Here is an 18,488-nt window from a genome sequence, read left to right on the forward strand (position 1 = left end):
TTTGTGCGTATTTTTAGAATTCAACAAAAACGGGGCTGCCAGAAGTCAGTTTTCACTGACTTTCTGGACAGCCCCTTTTTGTATGGATGATATATGGAATATAGAAATAGAGGGATAAGATTTACTGCGAGGAGGGTGGTTGCACTCTTCTTTTTTCACGGTAAAAAATTGCGTGAAATACATATTTCGTGCAATTTGCTTTTAAAACGACTTTTAAGCTATGATGATAGAGTTCTATCTGCTTAATTAGAGCACCATATGGCATTTTTTACGGAGGCATGACTTTGCAAACTAGACAACATGATCTATTGGAACATTATAGTACTGAGCTCGAGCTATTTTCCATCTGGATGAAAAATAAAGGGATGACCAAATCGACGCACCAAGCTTACATGAATGACGCGTCGCATTTTCTGAATACCGTCTATCCAACCGCAACAAAGGAAATGACAAAAATGGACGTGATGCGTTTTCTATCAGTATGTCGGGAAAGAGGGGCGGGTGATGAGGCGCGCAATCGAAAACTGTCCTCGCTGCGATCATTTTTCAAGGCACTTATTGAAATGGAGCATCAGGACAGTAATCCCGCGGCTTTCATTGCCAAGTCCAAGCAGGAGAAAAACCGTATTCCAGTATATCTTGAGGAAAATGAGCTGGATGCGATGCTACAGGCGATGCAAGGGAAATACTACATAAGAAATGTTGCGATTGTGCTGCTGATGGCTTATGCGGGACTGCGCGTTGGAGAAGTCCATCGTATGAATATACAGGATTTACGTCCGGACGGATCTCTGCATATCCTTGGAAAAGGACGAAAATGGCGCGTGATTCCACTGCCTGAGGCGCTGCATAGTGTTTTGCAGGAATCTCTTCTAGAGCGCAGAGATGCTAGACAGGGGAAGGAGAAGCCGTTTTTTGTTTCGCAATTCGGTAGAAGGCTGTCGATTAGAATGATCCAGACCATTGCGGATAACTCATTTCAGCTGCTGAAGGAGGGTATGCCGTCACTTATGGACAAGAAGCTTTCCAGTCACAAGCTTCGTCACTCCTTCGCGACGATGCAAATTCGTAGCGGAACAGATATTCGAACGCTCCAGGAGCTGCTTGGACATGCAAGCATTGAAACGACGCAAATTTACACACATATCGATAACAAACAGCTTAGAAATGCAATGAATAACATTTCAAGTAAAATTCCCGCCCGTAAAATTAATGTATTTACGTAATTATAATTATGTAAACTAATTGCACTTTAAAAAGGACTACGGATTCTAAAACGGGGCTGAGACAACCTTCATTCATTAAAAAAAGCTGATGACGGATACGAGAGGGTATCTGTCATCAGCTTTTTCGTTTATGTTGCTGCAGCAGCAAGGACCTGCCGGCGTTTTTCTTCCCGCTCCTCAGGCAGCATTCGCGGACACGTATAGCATTTCTGTCCGTCGACTCGGCAATCGTACATGCAGCAGGAGGAACGCAGCATGAATTTGCCATCGGGCGGAGACCAAGGATTATCGATGTAACGCGGCTTATGCTCGAATGGATTCCTCTTTCGATTAAAAACCGCAGGTGGAAGTCCGATGAGCACCTTGAACCCTTGTTCAAATTGTTCAAGGCTTGGCTTGAAATTCTCGTGCTGACGAATATAATCTCGAATTGAATGATATTGACCGCCAAATTGGCCCCATATCATATCCGACTTCATATTAACGCTCTCAGCAACGGCTTCTATCATCATATTGATTTCCCGCTCGAAATAGGATGAAAAATCAGCAATTAAAAAAGCATTGCGGGCTGCGTTGTCCCCAGGCAAGTCAGTCCAGCGCAAATCGTTGATTTTAAAGCCGAAATGAGCAAAATTTCCATGTTTTTCAAGCTGAAAGGTTAAGTTGTTTATAGTTAAGTCCAACAAACGGTTATATTGTGCTGCGAAAATCAGCTTCGTAACGCATAAGTTAAAGAATGACATTCCTATGAAGGATGTGGCTAATTGCATGCCAATAGCCTGAACCAAGTCTCCGCCCTTCATGATGGCTTGGCGTGCTTTCTGCCGATCAAGGAAGTCCGTCGCAGGCATTTGAAATGTGGGATTCCTCGCTCCGACAGGCGAAATATGAAAAAAGGTTTCCACGAGCGTAAAATTCATATCCTGTGTCATTGCAGTTCTCCTCTTAAATAGATATATGATGATTCATCATTGTCTATACGAGCGATAATGATTATCATCACCTTGATTATCTAAGTATAGGAGCTCCGCTGGCGTTATGTCAATTGATATAAGGCGTTACAATTGCTTTAACTCGATCGAGTCCTTCCCACATATCGCCAGGTCCATCATAGATGAGAACATATGCGCCATCAAAGCCCGCGTTTTTGACCTCATTAAGGTAGTTGACCAAGGAGGTCTCATCCGGATATCCGTTTTCGTCATAGTTCGGCTTTACATGAACCGAGACGCTCAGCGGTGTTGTTGCAGCAATTTCAGCTAACTTCCTGTCATCACGATAATTGCCAAAGTCGGTAATAAAGCCTACGTGGTCACCTGCGTATGCAAGCAGCTTAAGTGAGCTGTCAGCGGTAGAGGTCAGTGACTTAAAATTTTCCGTGACGACCCGCACATTCCTTGCAGCAGCATATTGCGCCAGCTCTGCCAATGCGTCAGCGGATTGACGAATGGCTGCTTCATCAGATGGAGCAGCTTCTCCGGCGACGATGCGTATTTGCTTGGCACCGCTAAGGGAGGCAATGTCAACCCATTGGCGCATTAGCGATAAGTCAGCGGCTGCTCTAGTTTTATCCGGGTTTGTTAAGTCACCATAATCCACCAGCAGGGTATCAAAGGAAACATCTGCAGCCGTAAAGGCTTGGCGAAGCTGCTCTAAGTAAGAGGCTTCCATAGCAGGGAAGTGGAAATGACATACCTCAATAGCTTGATATCCTTTTGATGCAGCTGCAGCAGGGAGCTCGAGCAAGGTTAACTCCTGGGGCTGCTCCAGTGCTTTCGTTTGATGGCTTCCGGTTTCTGTATCCCAATTCGTTAAGTGGAGAGGACCTAGTAAGCGATGTAAGCTCCAGGTGCTAACGGATAAGTATGACAAATTCGTTCCTCCTCATTTCTTTGTGACTAGCTTATGTTTAAGGATAGCATCACGGCAGAAGAAAAGATTGTCCCTGATTTGGTCATTTATTGTGCTCGTTGGTCTTTCCATAAAAAAAAGCGACCAGTTGAGCGCTGATCGCCTGATTTTTGAATTATTTGGTGGTGATCCAGGTATTCACGCCATTATCATCCAGTATGCCAAGCGTAATATCCGAAATATCAGTATCTGTTAGCAGCTTATCACGGAGCCTCTGCATAATTACGGTTGCATCTGCCAAAGAGAGCCCTTTATGAAGCTCTATGTAGGCATCGACATGATAACGCCGGCCTTCCTGTGTGATTCGAAGTCTGTTAATATCGGTAACATCGTTACCTGAGAGGATCATCTCGGCAATCCGCTCCTCCACGTCCTTAGGAGCTGCAACACCAATAAGTCCGACCATGTTATCATAACCAACCTTAAAGGCTACCCCTATCATCAAGAAAGCGATGAGTATGGTTGCTATACCATCCATGGCTTTAAAGGAAGAGAACTGGGCAAACATGACAGCTGTGAGAGCGAAAACAGCACCTAAAGTCGCAACGATATCCTCATAAAACACAAGGCGTGTCGGAGGTGCAGCCCGATTGGCGTTACGGAAAGCCGAGGCAAATATACCAAAGCCCTTGGCATCGGAGCGGGTTTCTTTTATAATTTCTTTCATGGCTTTCAACAGGATGCTGCTATCAATAACGATTGCAATAAGTAGTACGATGAAATTTAACCAGAAATTCGTTGCTTCCTCAGGATGTTGAAGAAGCTTGACGCCTTTGTGAAACGTTTCGTAAGCCATAATCGTGACGACAATAACCGCAATCATGCAAAATAAATTGATGACTCGTCCAAAGCCGGTTGGAAAACGTTTCGTTGGTGCGCGCTCGGCAAGCACGCTGCCGAAAAAAACAAAGCCTTGGTTGACAGCATCGGCGACGGAATGCATGGCGGAAGCAAACATCGTTCCGCTGCCGCTTATGGATGCGGCTATCGCTTTAATAACGGCTAGTCCTGTATTGCCAAGTGCGGCGGTCGCTGAAGAGGTATTGCCTTTCTTGAGGAGTGCGATCCATTTGCTCAAGTTAAACCATACCTCCTGATAGTCGAATTTTTAAAGTAAGTATAGTATGATTCTGGTAAAACAGCAAGGAAGGGCAGAGGATGATCATGATTAGGACGATACGAGTAACTGCAAAAGAACAGCTGGAGGACGCGTTTCAGGTGCGAAAGGCTGTATTTGTCAAGGAGCAGGGTGTTGCGGAAGAGGTTGAACTGGATGAATACGAGGAGATTGCGGAGCATGTGCTCGTCTATAATGATCATAAGCCTGTAGGTACAGGAAGGGTTCGTATTGTGGAAGATATGGCAAAGCTGGAACGCATTTGCGTGCTGGCTGATCATCGCAAGCACAACCTGGGCAAAGCGATCATGCAGGAGCTGGAAGCGATCGCTTTAGAGAAAGGCGTAACAAAAGCGAAGCTGCACGGCCAAGTGCAAGCTGTTCCCTTCTATGAAAGACTTGGCTATGACGTTTCTTCGACTGTTTTCCTGGAGGAGAATATCCCGCATGTGAAGATGATTAAAGATTTATCACGTTAAATAATTAATGACAAACAAATAACAAGCTCATCATCATGCGCTGCAATCCGCTTGATGATGAGCTTGTTTGATTATGAAATTACAGCGCGAAGCAGACAAGCCTTGCCCGCTTTACCCCAAATGGTACTATTGTGGGTGCTGCGCAACTTCGGCGCTTCTCGCTTCAGCCGCGCCAGTCCGATCGAAGAGAACGTGAAGGCGCTCGAAAGCGCACCTTAATCTTCGGAGGAATGGATGGAGATTGAAACAATTTTCATGTAAAATAGATAAGTCGTGTTCATAGATGACACATCGTGTGCTTCAAGGCTTCTATTGAGGGAGGGATTGTCATTGCTTCGAATTTTAGGCTATACAAATGATATGCAGTGGGTAACGGACTTGACGATCGAGCAGGTAAAGACTGCGGATCTTGCTTGGTATTGGGTTGATTTTTTCGATCCGAAGGAAGAGGAATCTATGCTGCTCGACAGCTTTTTTCATTTTCATCCGTTGGCCATCGAGGATTGCTTTCACTTGCTGCAGCGGCCCAAAATGGATCACTATCATGATGTTCACTTTTTGGTGCTGCACGAAATTGTGCCATCGACGCTTGAGGTTAATGAAATTAATATGTTCATAGGTCCCCGTTTTCTCGTTACGTTTCACTATGAGCCTTCTCCTGAAATAGATGAGGCACGTGCAAAGCTGCTGGCAAGCCAAAAAGTCGGGGAGCATGGTCATTTATTTGCGGCTTATCTCGTCGTGGATAAGCTGGTCGATCAGTATTTTCCGGCCGTTCATGGACTTGATGATCAATTGCTGGATATGGAGGTAGGGAGTGGCGAGGGACCAAGTCAGACGGCGATGGGCGATATCTTTAGCATTCGTTCAAGGCTGCTCCGATTGCGCAAATCGATTATGCCGATGCGTGATCTGTTGTATCGGTTAACCAATTCTGATCGTATCGAGGGGCTAAAGCCATACCAGGCGTTTTACCATGATATTTATGACCATCTGCTTAAACTGTCCGAGATGCTCGATGCCTGTAGAGAAATGACAGCGGATCTGCGTGACAGCTATATTTCTTATAATGCCAATAGAATGAACACGATCATGAAGACGCTGACGGTGATCACGACGATTTTTATGCCGCTCACTTTTTTGGCGGGCATTTATGGCATGAACTTTACGAATATGCCTGAGCTGGAGTGGAGCTGGGGGTATTTTGCCGTTATTACGGTCATGCTCGTGATTGGATTAAGCATGTATGCCTGGTTTCGGGCGAAGGGCTGGTTTAAATAAAGGGTACAAGGGAGGTTAGACCATGATTCAGCAGAAGGAAGAGGACCGTTTGAACAGGAAAAAGATCATGGCCATTATTGGAATTATGGCGGGGATTTTGACCGTACTGGTCGTGATGTTATTTTTAATGATAGGCGCACTTGGAAATCGTGCTCCTGTGAATGAGCCCGGCCAGGAAGCCTTAGATCAAACCCTGCATTATACATACTTCAAGGAGTCAGCAGCGAACGGCATGAAACTTCATGTCCTTCAGACAAAGCCCGCCTATGTGACGTTGGAAGCGATCCAGAATAATGTGACGCTTGCTGGAAAAGTAGGGATAAACGGCGGATTCTTCCAAGGGAATCAGCTGCTCAGCATTGGAGTTGTGAACAGCATCCCCGTCAATGGATCGATTGGGAATTACGGTACGGGCAGTGAAAATGTAAAATACGCGCGCGGCACATTAGTGTGGGACGGCGCTTCTGATTCGCTTAGCGTTCAGGTAGCCAGCTTGGCTTCTGAAATAAAGGTGAAGGATAATACCCGCTTCTGGGCGCAAGGCGGCATCAGCATGAGCTTAGACAACGACGAGCAATGGGTGGATCAGACAGAGAAGGAAAGAGCGCCATTCCCTGACGATGATCGTTTGCGTTCGGCTGCAGTATTTGACAACAAAGGTGATTTATATTTAATCGTAAGTGAAACGAAGGGCTCGTTAGCGGTGTTTCGGGAAGCGATCGTATCCAGCATTGGAGATGGAAGTCTTGTCGACGGCATCTTCCTTGACGGTGACGGCTCCTCGCAGCTGTTAAGCAGCGAAGCGTCATTGCCAGGCGATAACCGCCCGGTCGTGCAGATGCTGCGAATTGTGAAATAAACGGGAAATTAATGAGGGGTAATCCGCATGAATCAACTGCATTTGCCAATAGATGAAGTACTGCCGCAGCTATTAACGTCTTTACGTGATAGGAGTAATGCGGTGCTGATTGCAGAGCCCGGCGCTGGCAAAACAACGCGTGTGCCGCTTGCGCTGCTAGACCAGCCGTGGCTGTCCGGCAGGAAAGTGATTATGCTGGAGCCGCGCAGGCTAGCGGCTAGATCGGCGGCGCAGTTTATGGCGAATTCGCTTGGCGAGCAAACGGGCGAAACGGTTGGTTACCGCGTGCGTCTCGACTCGCGGATCGGCCCGCGTACGCGGATTGAAGTCGTTACCGAAGGCGTGCTGACGCGCATGCTTCAGGAGGATCCAGCGCTAGCGCAGGCAGGCGTTGTCCTCTTTGATGAATTTCATGAACGCCATCTGCATGGCGATCTTGGTCTGGCGCTTAGTCTGCAGACACAAGCACTGCTCCGCGAGGACCTGCGGCTTGTCGTGATGTCAGCGACGCTCGATGCCGAGCCGATCTCCGCGCTGCTTGGGGGGGCGCCGGTCGTTCACAGCAAAGGCCGAATATTTCCGGTAGCAACGCATTATGCTCCCTCGCGTCTAACCGGCCCAATTGAGCCGCATATGGGACGGACGATCTTGGAAGCGGTTCGTGAACATGAGGGTAACGTTCTGGCCTTCCTGCCCGGCATATCGGAAATCCGCCGTACGGCGAGATGGCTTGCAGAGGCTGGTCTTCCCGCACTTATGAGGGTGGAAGAGCTCCATGGCAGCCTGCCGCTGGAGAAGCAGAATGAGGCTGTGGCCCGAAGCGTACAGGGGGAGCGGAAAATTGTGCTCTCAACCTCAATCGCGGAATCCAGTCTAACGGTGGAAGGCATTACGATTGTCGTTGACAGCGGTCTTATGCGCGTACCAAGATTTTCTCCGCGAACGGGCATGACCCGCTTGGAAACCGTGCCGGTATCACTTGCTTCCGCTGAGCAGCGCAAAGGCCGGGCAGGGAGATTAGCTCCCGGTGTATGCTATAGATTATGGACGATGCAGGAGCATTCGAACCTTACCGAGCAAAGTAAGCCTGAGATGCTCGAAGCGGACCTCGCTTCGCTGGCAGTGGAGCTTGCAGCATGGGGCATTCAGGATCCGCTTGAGCTTGAGTGGCTAACGCCTCCGCCTGTGGCTGCTTATGAACAGGCTGTTGCTTTATTGCGGGAGCTGAATGCGATGGATGAGAAGGGTAAACTGACTGCTGTAGGCTCGCGAATGGCGCAGTTCGGTCTTCATCCACGATTAGGAGCGATGATCATCCAGGCTTCGGAATTCGGCTGTTTGCGTGAAGCTTGTGTGTTAGCGGCGCTGTTAAGCGAGCGGGAGCTGCTGCCGCAAGAACGAAATGTGGATGTCCAGCATAGGTTGGATTTCATTCAGAGATCATTAGGCCGAGGCAGCCAGTCCTCTAAGGACGGGAAAGCTGATCATCCCGCTGCGGGAGCAGCGTATCGGATCATGGCTCAAGCCGGGCAGTGGGAGCGGCTGGCTCTGCAGCAGCAAGCAGATTTGAGGAAAGCGAGCGACAAGAAGTCATTTTCTTCTGACGCTGCTCCCCTGCGGGTACCTTTAGGCGTGCTTCTCGCTTTCGCCTATCCCGATCGGATTGCGCAGCGACGCAGCGATGGCCGTTATTTGCTGGCTAACGGGCGGGGAGCGGTGCTGCCGGAGCTGCAGCCTCTGTCAAGCTTCGCCTATCTGGCAGCCTGCGAGCTGGATGATACAGGTACGGAAAGCCGTATTCGACTAGCGGCTGAATTAAGCCAAAAGGATATAGAGCAATATTTGTCTGCCTATCTGACTAATGAAGATGTTATTGAATGGGATGAAGCGGCAAGCCGGGTGCATGCAAGGAAACGCCTTCGTCTCCGTTCAATTATCATGAAGGAGTCGAATCTTCAGCAGCCGGATGAGAAAAAAGTGGCGGAGTGTTTGCTGCAAGCGATTCGTCAAGCAGGCTTTGCTATACTTCCAATGACGAAGCAGGCGATCCAGCTGAAGGCGCGAATGAAGCTGATGGCTCGCAGCGGCGGGGATTGGCCGGAAGCTGACGATGAGTCGCTGCTGGAGTCGATGGAGGAGTGGCTTTTGCCGCATTTGTATGGTATGAAGAGCCGCGGCGACCTGCAGAGACTGCCGATACTGCAGCTGCTTGAAGGAAAGCTTACCTGGAAGCAAAAGCAGGAGCTGGATGAGCAGGTTCCGACTCATATCGTCGTTCCCAGCGGCTCGCGAATTCCGTTGGATTACAGTGATCCGGAATCGCCTGTGTTGGCCGTGCGCCTTCAGGAGCTGTTCGGACTGGCGGATACACCGCGCCTTGCAAGGGGGCGGCTGCCTGTTACGCTTCATTTGCTTTCTCCCTCGCAGCGCCCGGTGCAGGTGACGAGAGATTTGCGCAGCTTCTGGGAAAACACTTATTTCGAGGTGAAAAAGGATCTAAAGGGCAGGTATCCGAAGCATTATTGGCCGGATGATCCTTATGATGCAGTACCGACGAATCGCACGAAGCCGAGGAATACATAACGAATTCGGCTTCCTCGTTCTACTTACAAAGTATGTTCGACGAAAGGAGCAGTTGACCAGTATGGCTTATACGATAGTATTGCTCTATTTCGTGCTAATTAATAGCCTGACCTTTTTGCTTATGGGCTTCGACAAGCAGCGCGCGAAGCGGAAGAAAAGGCGCGTGCCCGAGCAAAGGCTATTTCTGTTCAGCGCGATCGGCGGTGCGGCTGGAACCTGGCTGGGCATGAAAAAGTGGCGGCATAAGACGCAGCATCGTTCTTTTACAGTCGGTATTCCGCTGCTGCTTGCTTTGAATCTCGCGCTAATTATTGGCTTTATTTGGCTGATTGGTATGCATGACAAATCTTGATTGCTACGTGCGCTTTTGCTGTGGTATAGTTGGAGTTCGCTTTTTTCTAAATCTTACGACTTAGGAGGTAACTGACTTGACCGTTCAAAGTGCCTATCAAGAGGAGCAGCAGCGGCTAACGGAATCTCTTCGCGACATTATGATGCAACTGCAAGCGATCGGACCGCGCTATACAGGTAATGACTTCACGGAGCAAATGCTTGATTTGCAGCAGGAGGAGCGGAGACTAAGGCTGGAGGTTTCGAAGAAGGAGCCTTATTTTGGCCGCATAGATTTTCAAGAGCAGCCTAATGGGGAGCCGAAGCCTTTGTATATCGGCAAAGCAGGTGTGGCGAAGCAAGGCAGCAATGAGCTGCTTGTTATCGATTGGCGAGCGCCGGTCGCAAGCCTGTTCTATTCCTTCACCGGCGGGGATTTGCCGGCAACGTATGATTCTCCGGATGGAGAAATTGCTGGCTTTGTTCATTTAAAACGGAACTTTATGATTCGTCAGGGAGAGATCGTCCGCTTGGTCGACAGCTACGTGCGCGGCCAGGAGGAAGGCTCGGTCACTGACGAATTTCTCTTATACAGACTTGGCGAGAACAAAGATAACAAGCTGCGCGATATCGTCTCCACGATTCAAGGCGAGCAGGACCGAATCATTCGCGCGGAACGCAGCAAGGCGCTGTTTATTCAAGGAGTAGCGGGGAGCGGTAAAACAACGGTTGCGCTCCATCGCTTGGCATTTCTTCTCTACCAGTATGCTGACCGGATGCGAGCGGAGAGGATGATTATTTTCGCGCCGAACCGGATGTTTCTTGACTATATCTCCGGGGTGCTGCCAGAGCTTGGCGTAGGCGATATCCAGCAGACGACCTTTAATGACTGGGCGGTTCAATTGCTGGAGAATACCGTAACGCTCAGCGATCCTTCGCTCACGATGGCCTACTGGTTCGAGGAGCACCGGACGGCAGAGGAAATCCAGCATGCTTCCGGCCGCTACAAAGGAAGCCTTTCCTTCAAGACAATAATAGACGAACGGATTGCTGATTTCGAGAGTCGAATTGTACCGATGGTGCCATTCGTGCCGATCGAAGGATTAGAGCTGCTGCCGGAGCAAATGAGAGAATGGTACGACACGGATTACGGCGAAGAGCCGCTAATGAAGAAACGTGATCGACTCGTAAGCCGAATTCGCCGCTGGCTCGAGTCTGAGCTTAAGTTTAAAGGCGTTGGAGACAAGAAAGTTAGAGCCAAAGCACTGACAAAATTCAACAGCTTCTCGAAAAAAATCGCTTCGTACACCTCGTTAGAGCTGTACTTGTCATTGTTTCAAGGCAAACTGGCATCTTCCAGCGTCCCCAAATCAATCGCTGCGCCGACGGCTGAAAGGCTGAAGCTCGGGATAGCCGCAGCCGAGGATCTGGCACCGCTAGCATATATACAGCTTGAACTGTTTGGCTTGCCAAAGCAAGCTTTCGATCATATCGTCATTGACGAGGCGCAGGATTATTCGCCATTACAGCTTGAAGTGCTGCGTCGCTGTCAACGAACGCCATCGATGACGGTGCTGGGCGATTTGCAGCAGGGGATCCATGGTTATGCCGGTATACAAAACTGGTCGGAGCTTACCTCTCTATTCGAAGAAGAGCAAATTGGATACTATGAGCTTAACCGTAGCTATCGTTCGACGATGGAGATCATTGAGTTTGCGAATAAAATCCTAGGTGAAATGACGGGCGGTGTAAAGCCTGCCGTTCCTGTATTCCGGAGCGGCGACCCCGTCGTTACCGAAGCGGTAGCGCATGACCAATGGCTGGCAGCTATAATAGCATCGGTTCGCGAGTGGCAGAATAAGGGAGACTATGAAACGATATCAGTCATCGGGCGCACCGCGCTGGAATGCGAGCGGATATACGAGTACTTCATGGCTGAAGGTTTAGACGCATCGCTTGTCCAAAGCAAGCAGCCAGCGTATGGCGGAGGCTTGTCGGTCGTTCCAGTGTATCTCTCAAAGGGACTGGAGTTCGATGCGGTGCTTATTGCGGATGCAGGAGAAGAAGCCTACACAGGGCTGGATGCAAAGCTGCTTTACGTCGGGTGCACGCGCGCGCTGCACAAGCTCAAGCTGCTGCACAAAGGCCGGCTTACTGGTCTGTTGGGAGCTGAGTGAAAGCATAATTGAAAAAACTGTGAACGCCGAATCCGAAAAATGTAATTCGACGTATTACATTTTAGAAGGAGTGTGAAGAACGGTGCAGCACGCCGCGGATACGAAAGAGCAATTGACGGCTTCTCTGCATGAAATTGAAGCCTGGGAACGTGAGCAGAAGGATTTGTGGTTTTGGGAGAAGCTAGGACGACTACCCTTCATGCTGCTTGATAAATTGACGCCTTCATTTATTCAAGAGAAGCTGGGCCAAGCTGTTGATGAGATTGGCGGTTATATTCAGAACGGCGGAAAGTATCTCATTTCCGAGCGGTCGGTGTTGGAACGTTTGCGCAAAAATGCCGGTTCAACTGAACTCGGAACTGCTGGTGAAGAGGACGAGCGTACCACTAACAGTGTGGCATTTATGCCCTTATCTGTGATGAATGTGACTGCAGGGCAATTCGCATCGAGTCGTTCGACAATGGCTACGCTGCAGGGCGCGACGACAGGCTTTGGCGGATTATTTACGCTTGCGGTAGATATTCCGGCCGTACTTGGCTTGTCCTTGAAAATCATTCAAGAAATTGCAATCTGCTATGGCTTTGATCCGAAGCTCAAGGAGGAACGGGTATTTGCCGTTAAGGTCATGCAATTCGCTTCATCGGATATCGTAGGCAAAAAAGCGATTCTCGAAGAGCTGAGCGCATACGACAAGGCGAATCGAAGCCATCACATGATGTCGCAGCTGCAGGGCTGGCGCGAGGTCGTCACGGTTTATCGGGATAATTTTGGCTGGAAGAAGCTTTTTCAAATGATACCGGTGGCCGGCATGCTGTTCGGTGCCTTCATTAACCGCGGGATGCTGAATGATGTGGCGGAAGCCGCATCGATGCTTTATCGAAAAAGAAGGGTTTTGTTAAAGCTGGCAGAGGATGAGGTGGTACAATGACTTCAATAACGGCAAGCAGACCGTTAGCCGAAGAAGCTGCCGCTTTTTTGGGCGAAGTGTATTTCGAGCTGGGCAAGAGTGAACAGTCCGCTCAGGAAAGAATTCGAGAGGCAACGGCTGAAATCGAACGTACGGGCAGCTATACCCATACCTACGAAGAATTAAAGCATGGCGCGAAAATGGCGTGGAGGAACAATAATCGCTGCATTGGTCGGTTATTTTGGCATACGCTGGAGGTGTTTGACGCCAGAGCCGCGAAGGATGAGGATGAGGCTGCCGAGCACATTTTTCAGCATATGCGCTATGCAACAAATAACGGGCGTATTCGTCCTGCGATTACGATTTTCCCGGCTTCGCACACGGCTAACCCATTACGCATTTGGAATCATCAGCTTGTTCGATATGCCGGTTATCGCTCGGAAGGCGGAATGGTGGGAGATTCCTCGTCTGCCGCTTTTACGGAAGCTTGTGTTCGGTTAGGCTGGAAGAGCAAGGGTACGCGATTTGATGTGCTTCCTTTGGTTATTCAGAAAGGGGAGCAGACCCCGAAGCTCTACACTTTGCCGGACGATACGGTGCTGGAAGTGCCTTTGTCGCATCCTGATCGTGATGATTTTGAAAGCTTGGCGCTGCAGTGGTACGCCGTACCATTCATCTCGGATATGCTGCTGGAGATGGGCGGGATCCACTATTCTGCAGCTCCGTTTAACGGCTGGTATATGGGAACGGAAATCGGTGCAAGAAACTTGTCTGATCAGGATCGGTATAATCAATTGCCGGTGGTGGCTGGGCTGTTTCAATACAATACCTCGACCAATACCTCGCTCTGGAAGGATCGTGCTTTGACGGAATTGAATTTAGCCGTGCTTCATTCGTTCAAGAAACACGGCGTCAGCATTGTGGATCATCATACGGCAGCGGAGCAGTTTCTACGGTTCGAGAAGCAGGAGCAGGAAAGCGGCAGAATAGTAACCGGCCGTTGGTCTTGGCTAATTCCTCCCATGTCCCCTGCTGCTACAGGCATATGGCATAGGAGCTATGACGACACGGAGCGCACGCCAGCTTATCGGTATCAGCCTGCCCCTTATTAAACTAGATCACCTGCTGCTTGAGCAAATCCTCGCGAATCAAATCGGCAGTCAATTGTCCGCTAAGCGTCACCATCGGAACCCCTCCGCCAGGATGAGTAGAGCCGCCGACAAAATACAGATTGCCGAGCAGGGAGCTTCGTGAAGCAATCTTAAAGCCGCCATTAAGTCTGCGGTCGGTGACAACCCCATAGATCGAGCCGCCACTGGCGCCATATAAAGCTTGGATATCGTCAGGCAAAAATTCATGCTCCCATGCGATGTGCTGACGCAGCTTGTGAGCTCCCATTCGCTCGAGCTTATCGAGGACAAGCTCACGGTACGCATCGCGGTACATCGACCAGCTTTCACCTTCGCGAAGCGGAGGGACATGCGTGAGAACGAACCAATTTTCACAGCCTGGCGGAGCCTGCGATGGATCGCTTTTGGACGATATGCCTACATAAACGGTGGGATCGGCTGTTGGTTTTTTGCGAACAAACAAATCATGAAATTCCTTTTCAGACTGCTTGGCGAATAGGAAGTTATGGTGCATAAATTTCTCATAGCTGCGATTGACACCGAGCAGCATTACATAACCGGAAACAGAGGGCTCATATTTGGCCAGCTTTTGCACGGTCGCGGCACTCTGCGGGTGATGACTTAGCAGGCTCTTATGTGCAGGGACTGCTTCTAGATTACATACAACGAGATCGCAAGCAATGGACTCGTGATGCGTGCGTACGCCGATCGCGCGGCCTTGATCATCGATAATCTCCAGCACCTCGCGGTTTGTCCGAACCTCGACGTCCAGTTCCGCAAGCAATTGCAGCATGCCTCTAGCTATATTGTACATCCCGCCTTCAATATAGTAGATGCCGAGTCCCATCTGGACATAGATGAGCTGAGAAAGCGCGGCAGGAGCGCCATAAGGCGATGATCCGACATACATAATCATGAAATTGAAGAGCTGCCGCAAATGAGGATGCCGCAAATATTGCTCTGTTTTCTGGGCCATCGTTTTCAACGGGTCCATGGCCAGCAGCTCCTTGAGCGAATGCTGCTGACGCATATCCGAGATGCCTGTAATGGAGCGGCGATAGAAGCTTTTCATGCTGAGATCGTACTGCTCGCGGCAATAATCTACATACCGCATAAACCGCTCCCGATCCTCCGTTGACAAAGAGCCGATTTGCGCCAGCATATTCGGCAGGTCGCCTAGCACGTCAAGCTCGGTTCCATCCTCATATATTGCCCGCCATTGCGGCTCAATACGCTTCAGCGTCATATAATCTTCTAATTTCTTTCCTGCGGAAGCAAATAGCTGCTCCAGCACCCAAGGCATCGTCAATATCGATGGACCGGTATCAAATCGGTAGTCGTTTCCCTCTCGTACGTTCAACTTACCGCCTGCTGTTTCATTTTTTTCTAATACGAGCACCTCATGCCCGTCAGCGCGAAGTCTGATCGCAGCCGATAGGCCGCCCAACCCTCCGCCAATAACGACAATTTTTTTACGCATGCCTCATACTCCTCCTAGATGGATTAATGTGATTTCAATCAACATCAACACAACCAAACTATCATTTTTGATTATTCATAGTTTGTACGCTTTCGTGTCCGGACATACTAGGAGCAGGAAGTTTTGTCATTCCGTTGAGGCTGACTCAAATGAGCAGCGTATCGGTAACCGAGTGGATTAGATGAGAGAGGGGAAACATGCGTAAATGCTTTACTACATTTGGGATTTGACCTGTGTGACTATCGGGTTTCTATTATTTGCTCCAAAATGGTTGACAAGCGGGAAACAGTCTAATGATGGCAGTCCCGCAAAGGGGAAGGATATGAACAATACGAGTCAGCTCTGCAGACTGTCCATCATTATTCCCTGTCGTAATGAAGAAGCTAACCTTCAGCTATTGCTGCCCCTACTAAAGAAGCAAACGCTTCAGTCGTTTGAGATTATTGTAGTTGACGATAGTTCAGAGGATAGGACGGCGCTTATCGCAGCTCAGCATGGAACGATTGTACTCTGTGCGCCGCCGCTGCCGAAGGGCTGGATTGGAAAGTCCTGGGCTTGCTGGAACGGTGCCATCGCCGCTAACGGAGAATTTCTTCTTTTTCTCGACGCAGATACGAGACCGGCTGCTGCTTTTGTTGAGCGGCTGGTCTCGCTTCTGTCGAATAAGGAAGGGCTTGTGACCGTTCAGCCTAGCCATGCTGTGCCCAGTTTTCGCGAGCAATGCTCCGCCTTCTTTAATCTCGTTATTACGGCGGGGTCTGGGGCAGCCAGCGCGCTGCCGATGCAAACGGACGGCTTTGGCCCGTGTGCGGCATGTGTCCGAGAGCAATATTTTGAAATAGGAGGTCATGAGATCGTACGGGAGGAAATGCTGGAGCATTTGCATTTGGGCAAACGGTTTAAAGAAAAAGGACACACGTCTAAGCTGCTGCTAGGGAATCAACTGCTCCAATTTCGAATGTATCCCGAAGGCTGGAGGACGCTCTTGCAGGGCTGGTCCAAAAGTATCGGGCTGGGAGCAGGCTCAACCCCTGTCGGCGCATTATTTCTTGTCATCCTGTGGTTCTCCGGTCTTGTCTCGTCGGCTGTTCGCATGCTTGCACTGGCAGGCTCCAATCAGTGGCTGGAGTGGATCGCTGCAGCAGCTATTTATGCGCTTTCGGTGTGGACGGTCAGCAGAGGCTTGAACGCCAGCGGTTCGTTTAAGTGGTACACGAAGCTATTTTATCCGCCTTACCTCGTTTTCTTTGTCGCCTTGTTCAGCTATTCCGTCCTGCTTTCCTTTATTGTCCGTAAAGTATCATGGAGAGGAAGACAAATAAATGTTCCATGATCTGCCCCCAATTGTTGTATGGCTTGCAAATGTTGGAGGTTTAGCGGGTATGCCGATCCTGATCAGCCTCCTCTTCATCCGGCTGCCGGACCGCTATTTCACCCAAGATGGCGGAATGACAAAGCTTCTGGCTTTCGAGCGCAGCGGCAAATGGTATGAGCGGACGCTAGCTATCCACCGTTGGAAGAATCGGCTGCCTGATGGGGGCGCGTGGCTTAAGGGCGGATTCCATAAAAAACGTTTGTCCACCAGAGATAATAGCTATATGAAGCAGTTTGAGCTTGAAACGCGGCGCGGGGAGTGGGCGCATTGGTGCATGCTGCTCGTTACTCCAATCTTCATGTTGTGGAACGAGGGTTGGAGTGCCTTTATCGTTCTTGTCTATGCGTTAGCCGCCAACCTGCCATGTATTTTTGTGCAGCGCTATAACCGCGCAAGATTCATTCGTCTGATGTTCCGCAGGGGTGAGATATGCTATGCTAAGGAGATGAAATCAGCTAGTATGGAGGAATTATAAACGTGGATTTTCAGATGCAGTATTTGTCCTTTTTCGTTATTCATACAGATGGTGAAGAAAGCGCGACCTCGTCCGGCAAACGGTTTAAGCATTATCAGACGCTTGATGAGGAAACGTATGAAGATAGTGAAATTCAGCGGTTTCTCGATGATGAATTTAAGCGAATTGTCAAAAGAAAGGTAGAACGCAATCCCAATTCGGCTGGCGCGCCTACGAAAATTGGCCGATTTATGGTAGAACCGGGCTACGAGCTTGGAAGTAACCAAAATTATAATTTGTTCCAGCGTCTTCGCGATGCGGATTCAAAAGAGCGGTTTATCGGAATCGCAGACGAACTTGTCCGGATTTATATGGATACAAGCGCGGTGAGGGGCGGAGCTTTTATTATCGCGCTTTCGAAGTTGAATACCTATTTCAATGAGCCTTTTTTATTTTTGCTGAAATGTGACTTTGAGCCAAAAATTGCCCGTATATCAGATGAACGCAATTTGATTTCGCAGGTGGAGATGGCGATCAGCGCGCGCAGTATTAAGTCAATTCAATATCCTCACATGCCGGAGGAAGGAATGCTGGAGCATTGGGAGTTAAAGATTCATCAGGCTTCCCATGCGCGGTATTTTGAGGATTTTTTGAAGTATGTCTCCTATGAAAAGCCGCTTCCTGAGGTAATGGGCGAGCAGGTTGTCGAGATGGTGCATCAGTATATTGCGGACAAATGGCAGGAGGACGAAAGCTCGGAGCGCCGCGAGGAGGAGAATGCGGTGGAGGTATGGGCCGCCAGCGAGAAGCGTGATCTGCAGGAATGGTGGTCGCAGGAGCAGGTTGAGGTTGCAGCCGCAGCTTTAGTGGAGCAGAAGCCTGATCTGCCGATCGCATTTAAGCTGGATAGCGTAACCGTGAAGGGACTGCTGGCCGACTTCGGGGCAGCGATTCATTTTGCCAAGCATAACGATCGTTATTTAGTCGTGATTGAAGGAGATGCGTTTCAATTCGATAAGGGGATGTCGCCTGTTGAGCTGCTTCAGCCGCTTGATTTGGTCGATATTATGCCGTTAATCGGCAGCAAGAAGCGTACAGACGAGACAGAAACGACTTCAGGCGATAGCAGTGCTGGAGGAGGAAGCAGCCGCGGCGGCCATGATGATGTGCCATGTTAAT

Annotated in this window: 17 protein-coding genes; 13 read left to right on the forward strand and 4 right to left on the reverse strand. The window is 49.5% G+C overall.

Features of this window, described 5'->3' with window-relative positions; genetic code table 11:
- Positions 1-284: 284 nt before the first annotated feature.
- Positions 285-1,226 (forward strand): tyrosine-type recombinase/integrase, encoded by a 942-nt coding sequence (locus ACO9K6_RS00005; RefSeq protein ID WP_424765479.1) that lies wholly within the window; start codon positions 285-287, stop codon positions 1,224-1,226.
- Between the two features lie 128 nt (positions 1,227-1,354).
- Here the strand turns inward: ACO9K6_RS00005 and ACO9K6_RS00010 are convergent, their stop codons facing one another.
- From ACO9K6_RS00010 to ACO9K6_RS00020, 3 genes are all read right to left on the reverse strand, one after another.
- Positions 1,355-2,158, reverse strand: a complete 804-nt coding sequence (locus ACO9K6_RS00010; protein ID WP_424765480.1) for a hypothetical protein — start codon at positions 2,156-2,158, stop codon at positions 1,355-1,357.
- Between the two features lie 109 nt (positions 2,159-2,267).
- Positions 2,268-3,098, reverse strand: coding sequence for a sugar phosphate isomerase/epimerase family protein (locus ACO9K6_RS00015; RefSeq protein WP_424765481.1), 831 nt, complete (start codon positions 3,096-3,098; stop codon positions 2,268-2,270).
- A gap of 154 nt (positions 3,099-3,252) precedes the next feature.
- The gene (locus ACO9K6_RS00020; protein ID WP_424765482.1) at positions 3,253-4,215 is read right to left on the reverse strand and encodes a cation diffusion facilitator family transporter; all 963 of its coding nucleotides are present in this window, start codon (positions 4,213-4,215) and stop codon (positions 3,253-3,255) included.
- 80 nt (positions 4,216-4,295) lie between these two features.
- Between ACO9K6_RS00020 and ACO9K6_RS00025 the strand changes: the two genes are divergently transcribed.
- From ACO9K6_RS00025 to ACO9K6_RS00065, 9 genes are all read left to right on the forward strand, one after another.
- Positions 4,296-4,733: a GNAT family N-acetyltransferase gene (locus ACO9K6_RS00025; RefSeq protein ID WP_424765483.1), complete on the forward strand. Its 438-nt coding sequence runs from the start codon at positions 4,296-4,298 to the stop codon at positions 4,731-4,733.
- A gap of 51 nt (positions 4,734-4,784) precedes the next feature.
- Positions 4,785-4,952 carry a hypothetical protein gene (locus ACO9K6_RS00030; protein WP_424765484.1) on the forward strand — a complete coding sequence of 56 codons (168 nt, stop codon included), beginning with the start codon at positions 4,785-4,787 and terminating at the stop codon, positions 4,950-4,952.
- 111 nt (positions 4,953-5,063) lie between these two features.
- Positions 5,064-6,014 carry a magnesium/cobalt transporter CorA gene (gene corA, locus ACO9K6_RS00035; protein ID WP_424765485.1) on the forward strand — a complete coding sequence of 317 codons (951 nt, stop codon included), beginning with the start codon at positions 5,064-5,066 and terminating at the stop codon, positions 6,012-6,014.
- Positions 6,015-6,036: 22 nt separating this feature from the next.
- The gene (locus tag ACO9K6_RS00040; RefSeq protein ID WP_424765486.1) at positions 6,037-6,873 is read left to right on the forward strand and encodes a hypothetical protein; all 837 of its coding nucleotides are present in this window, start codon (positions 6,037-6,039) and stop codon (positions 6,871-6,873) included.
- 27 nt (positions 6,874-6,900) lie between these two features.
- On the forward strand, positions 6,901-9,456 hold the full coding sequence (hrpB, locus tag ACO9K6_RS00045) for an ATP-dependent helicase HrpB (protein ID WP_424765487.1): 2,556 nt from the start codon (positions 6,901-6,903) through the stop codon (positions 9,454-9,456).
- 61 nt (positions 9,457-9,517) lie between these two features.
- The gene (locus ACO9K6_RS00050; RefSeq protein WP_424765488.1) at positions 9,518-9,808 is read left to right on the forward strand and encodes a DUF1294 domain-containing protein; all 291 of its coding nucleotides are present in this window, start codon (positions 9,518-9,520) and stop codon (positions 9,806-9,808) included.
- A gap of 76 nt (positions 9,809-9,884) precedes the next feature.
- Complete coding sequence (locus ACO9K6_RS00055) at positions 9,885-11,963, forward strand: HelD family protein (protein WP_424765489.1); 2,079 nt, start codon at positions 9,885-9,887, stop codon at positions 11,961-11,963.
- 82 nt (positions 11,964-12,045) lie between these two features.
- Entirely contained in the window at positions 12,046-12,891 is an 846-nt protein-coding gene (locus ACO9K6_RS00060) for an EcsC family protein (RefSeq protein WP_424765490.1), read from the forward strand.
- A complete protein-coding gene (locus tag ACO9K6_RS00065; RefSeq protein WP_424765491.1) occupies positions 12,888-13,982 on the forward strand; it encodes a nitric oxide synthase oxygenase in 1,095 nt (364 codons plus the stop codon). Before ACO9K6_RS00060 ends, ACO9K6_RS00065 begins: the two co-directional genes overlap by 4 nt.
- 1 nt (position 13,983) lies before the next feature.
- Here ACO9K6_RS00065 and ACO9K6_RS00070 read toward each other — a convergent pair whose 3' ends face one another.
- A complete protein-coding gene (locus ACO9K6_RS00070) occupies positions 13,984-15,480 on the reverse strand; it encodes a phytoene desaturase family protein (RefSeq protein WP_424765492.1) in 1,497 nt (498 codons plus the stop codon).
- A 205-nt stretch (positions 15,481-15,685) separates the two neighbouring features.
- On the opposite strand from ACO9K6_RS00070, the gene ACO9K6_RS00075 reads away from it, so the two are divergent.
- From ACO9K6_RS00075 to ACO9K6_RS00085, 3 genes are read left to right on the forward strand one after another with little or no spacing between them, the layout of a single operon-like run.
- Positions 15,686-16,813: a glycosyltransferase family 2 protein gene (locus ACO9K6_RS00075; RefSeq protein WP_424765493.1), complete on the forward strand. Its 1,128-nt coding sequence runs from the start codon at positions 15,686-15,688 to the stop codon at positions 16,811-16,813.
- Positions 16,803-17,330, forward strand: a complete 528-nt coding sequence (locus ACO9K6_RS00080; protein WP_424765494.1) for a glycosyl-4,4'-diaponeurosporenoate acyltransferase CrtO family protein — start codon at positions 16,803-16,805, stop codon at positions 17,328-17,330. The genes ACO9K6_RS00075 and ACO9K6_RS00080 overlap by 11 nt, the downstream gene beginning before the upstream one ends.
- Positions 17,331-17,332: 2 nt before the next feature.
- The gene (locus ACO9K6_RS00085; protein WP_424765495.1) at positions 17,333-18,487 is read left to right on the forward strand and encodes a DUF3900 domain-containing protein; all 1,155 of its coding nucleotides are present in this window, start codon (positions 17,333-17,335) and stop codon (positions 18,485-18,487) included.
- The last annotated feature ends 1 nt before the right edge of the window (position 18,488 follow it).

The sequence above is a fragment of the Paenibacillus praedii genome (genome assembly GCF_049725345.1).
In the GTDB taxonomy this organism is placed as follows: domain Bacteria; phylum Bacillota; class Bacilli; order Paenibacillales; family Paenibacillaceae; genus Pristimantibacillus.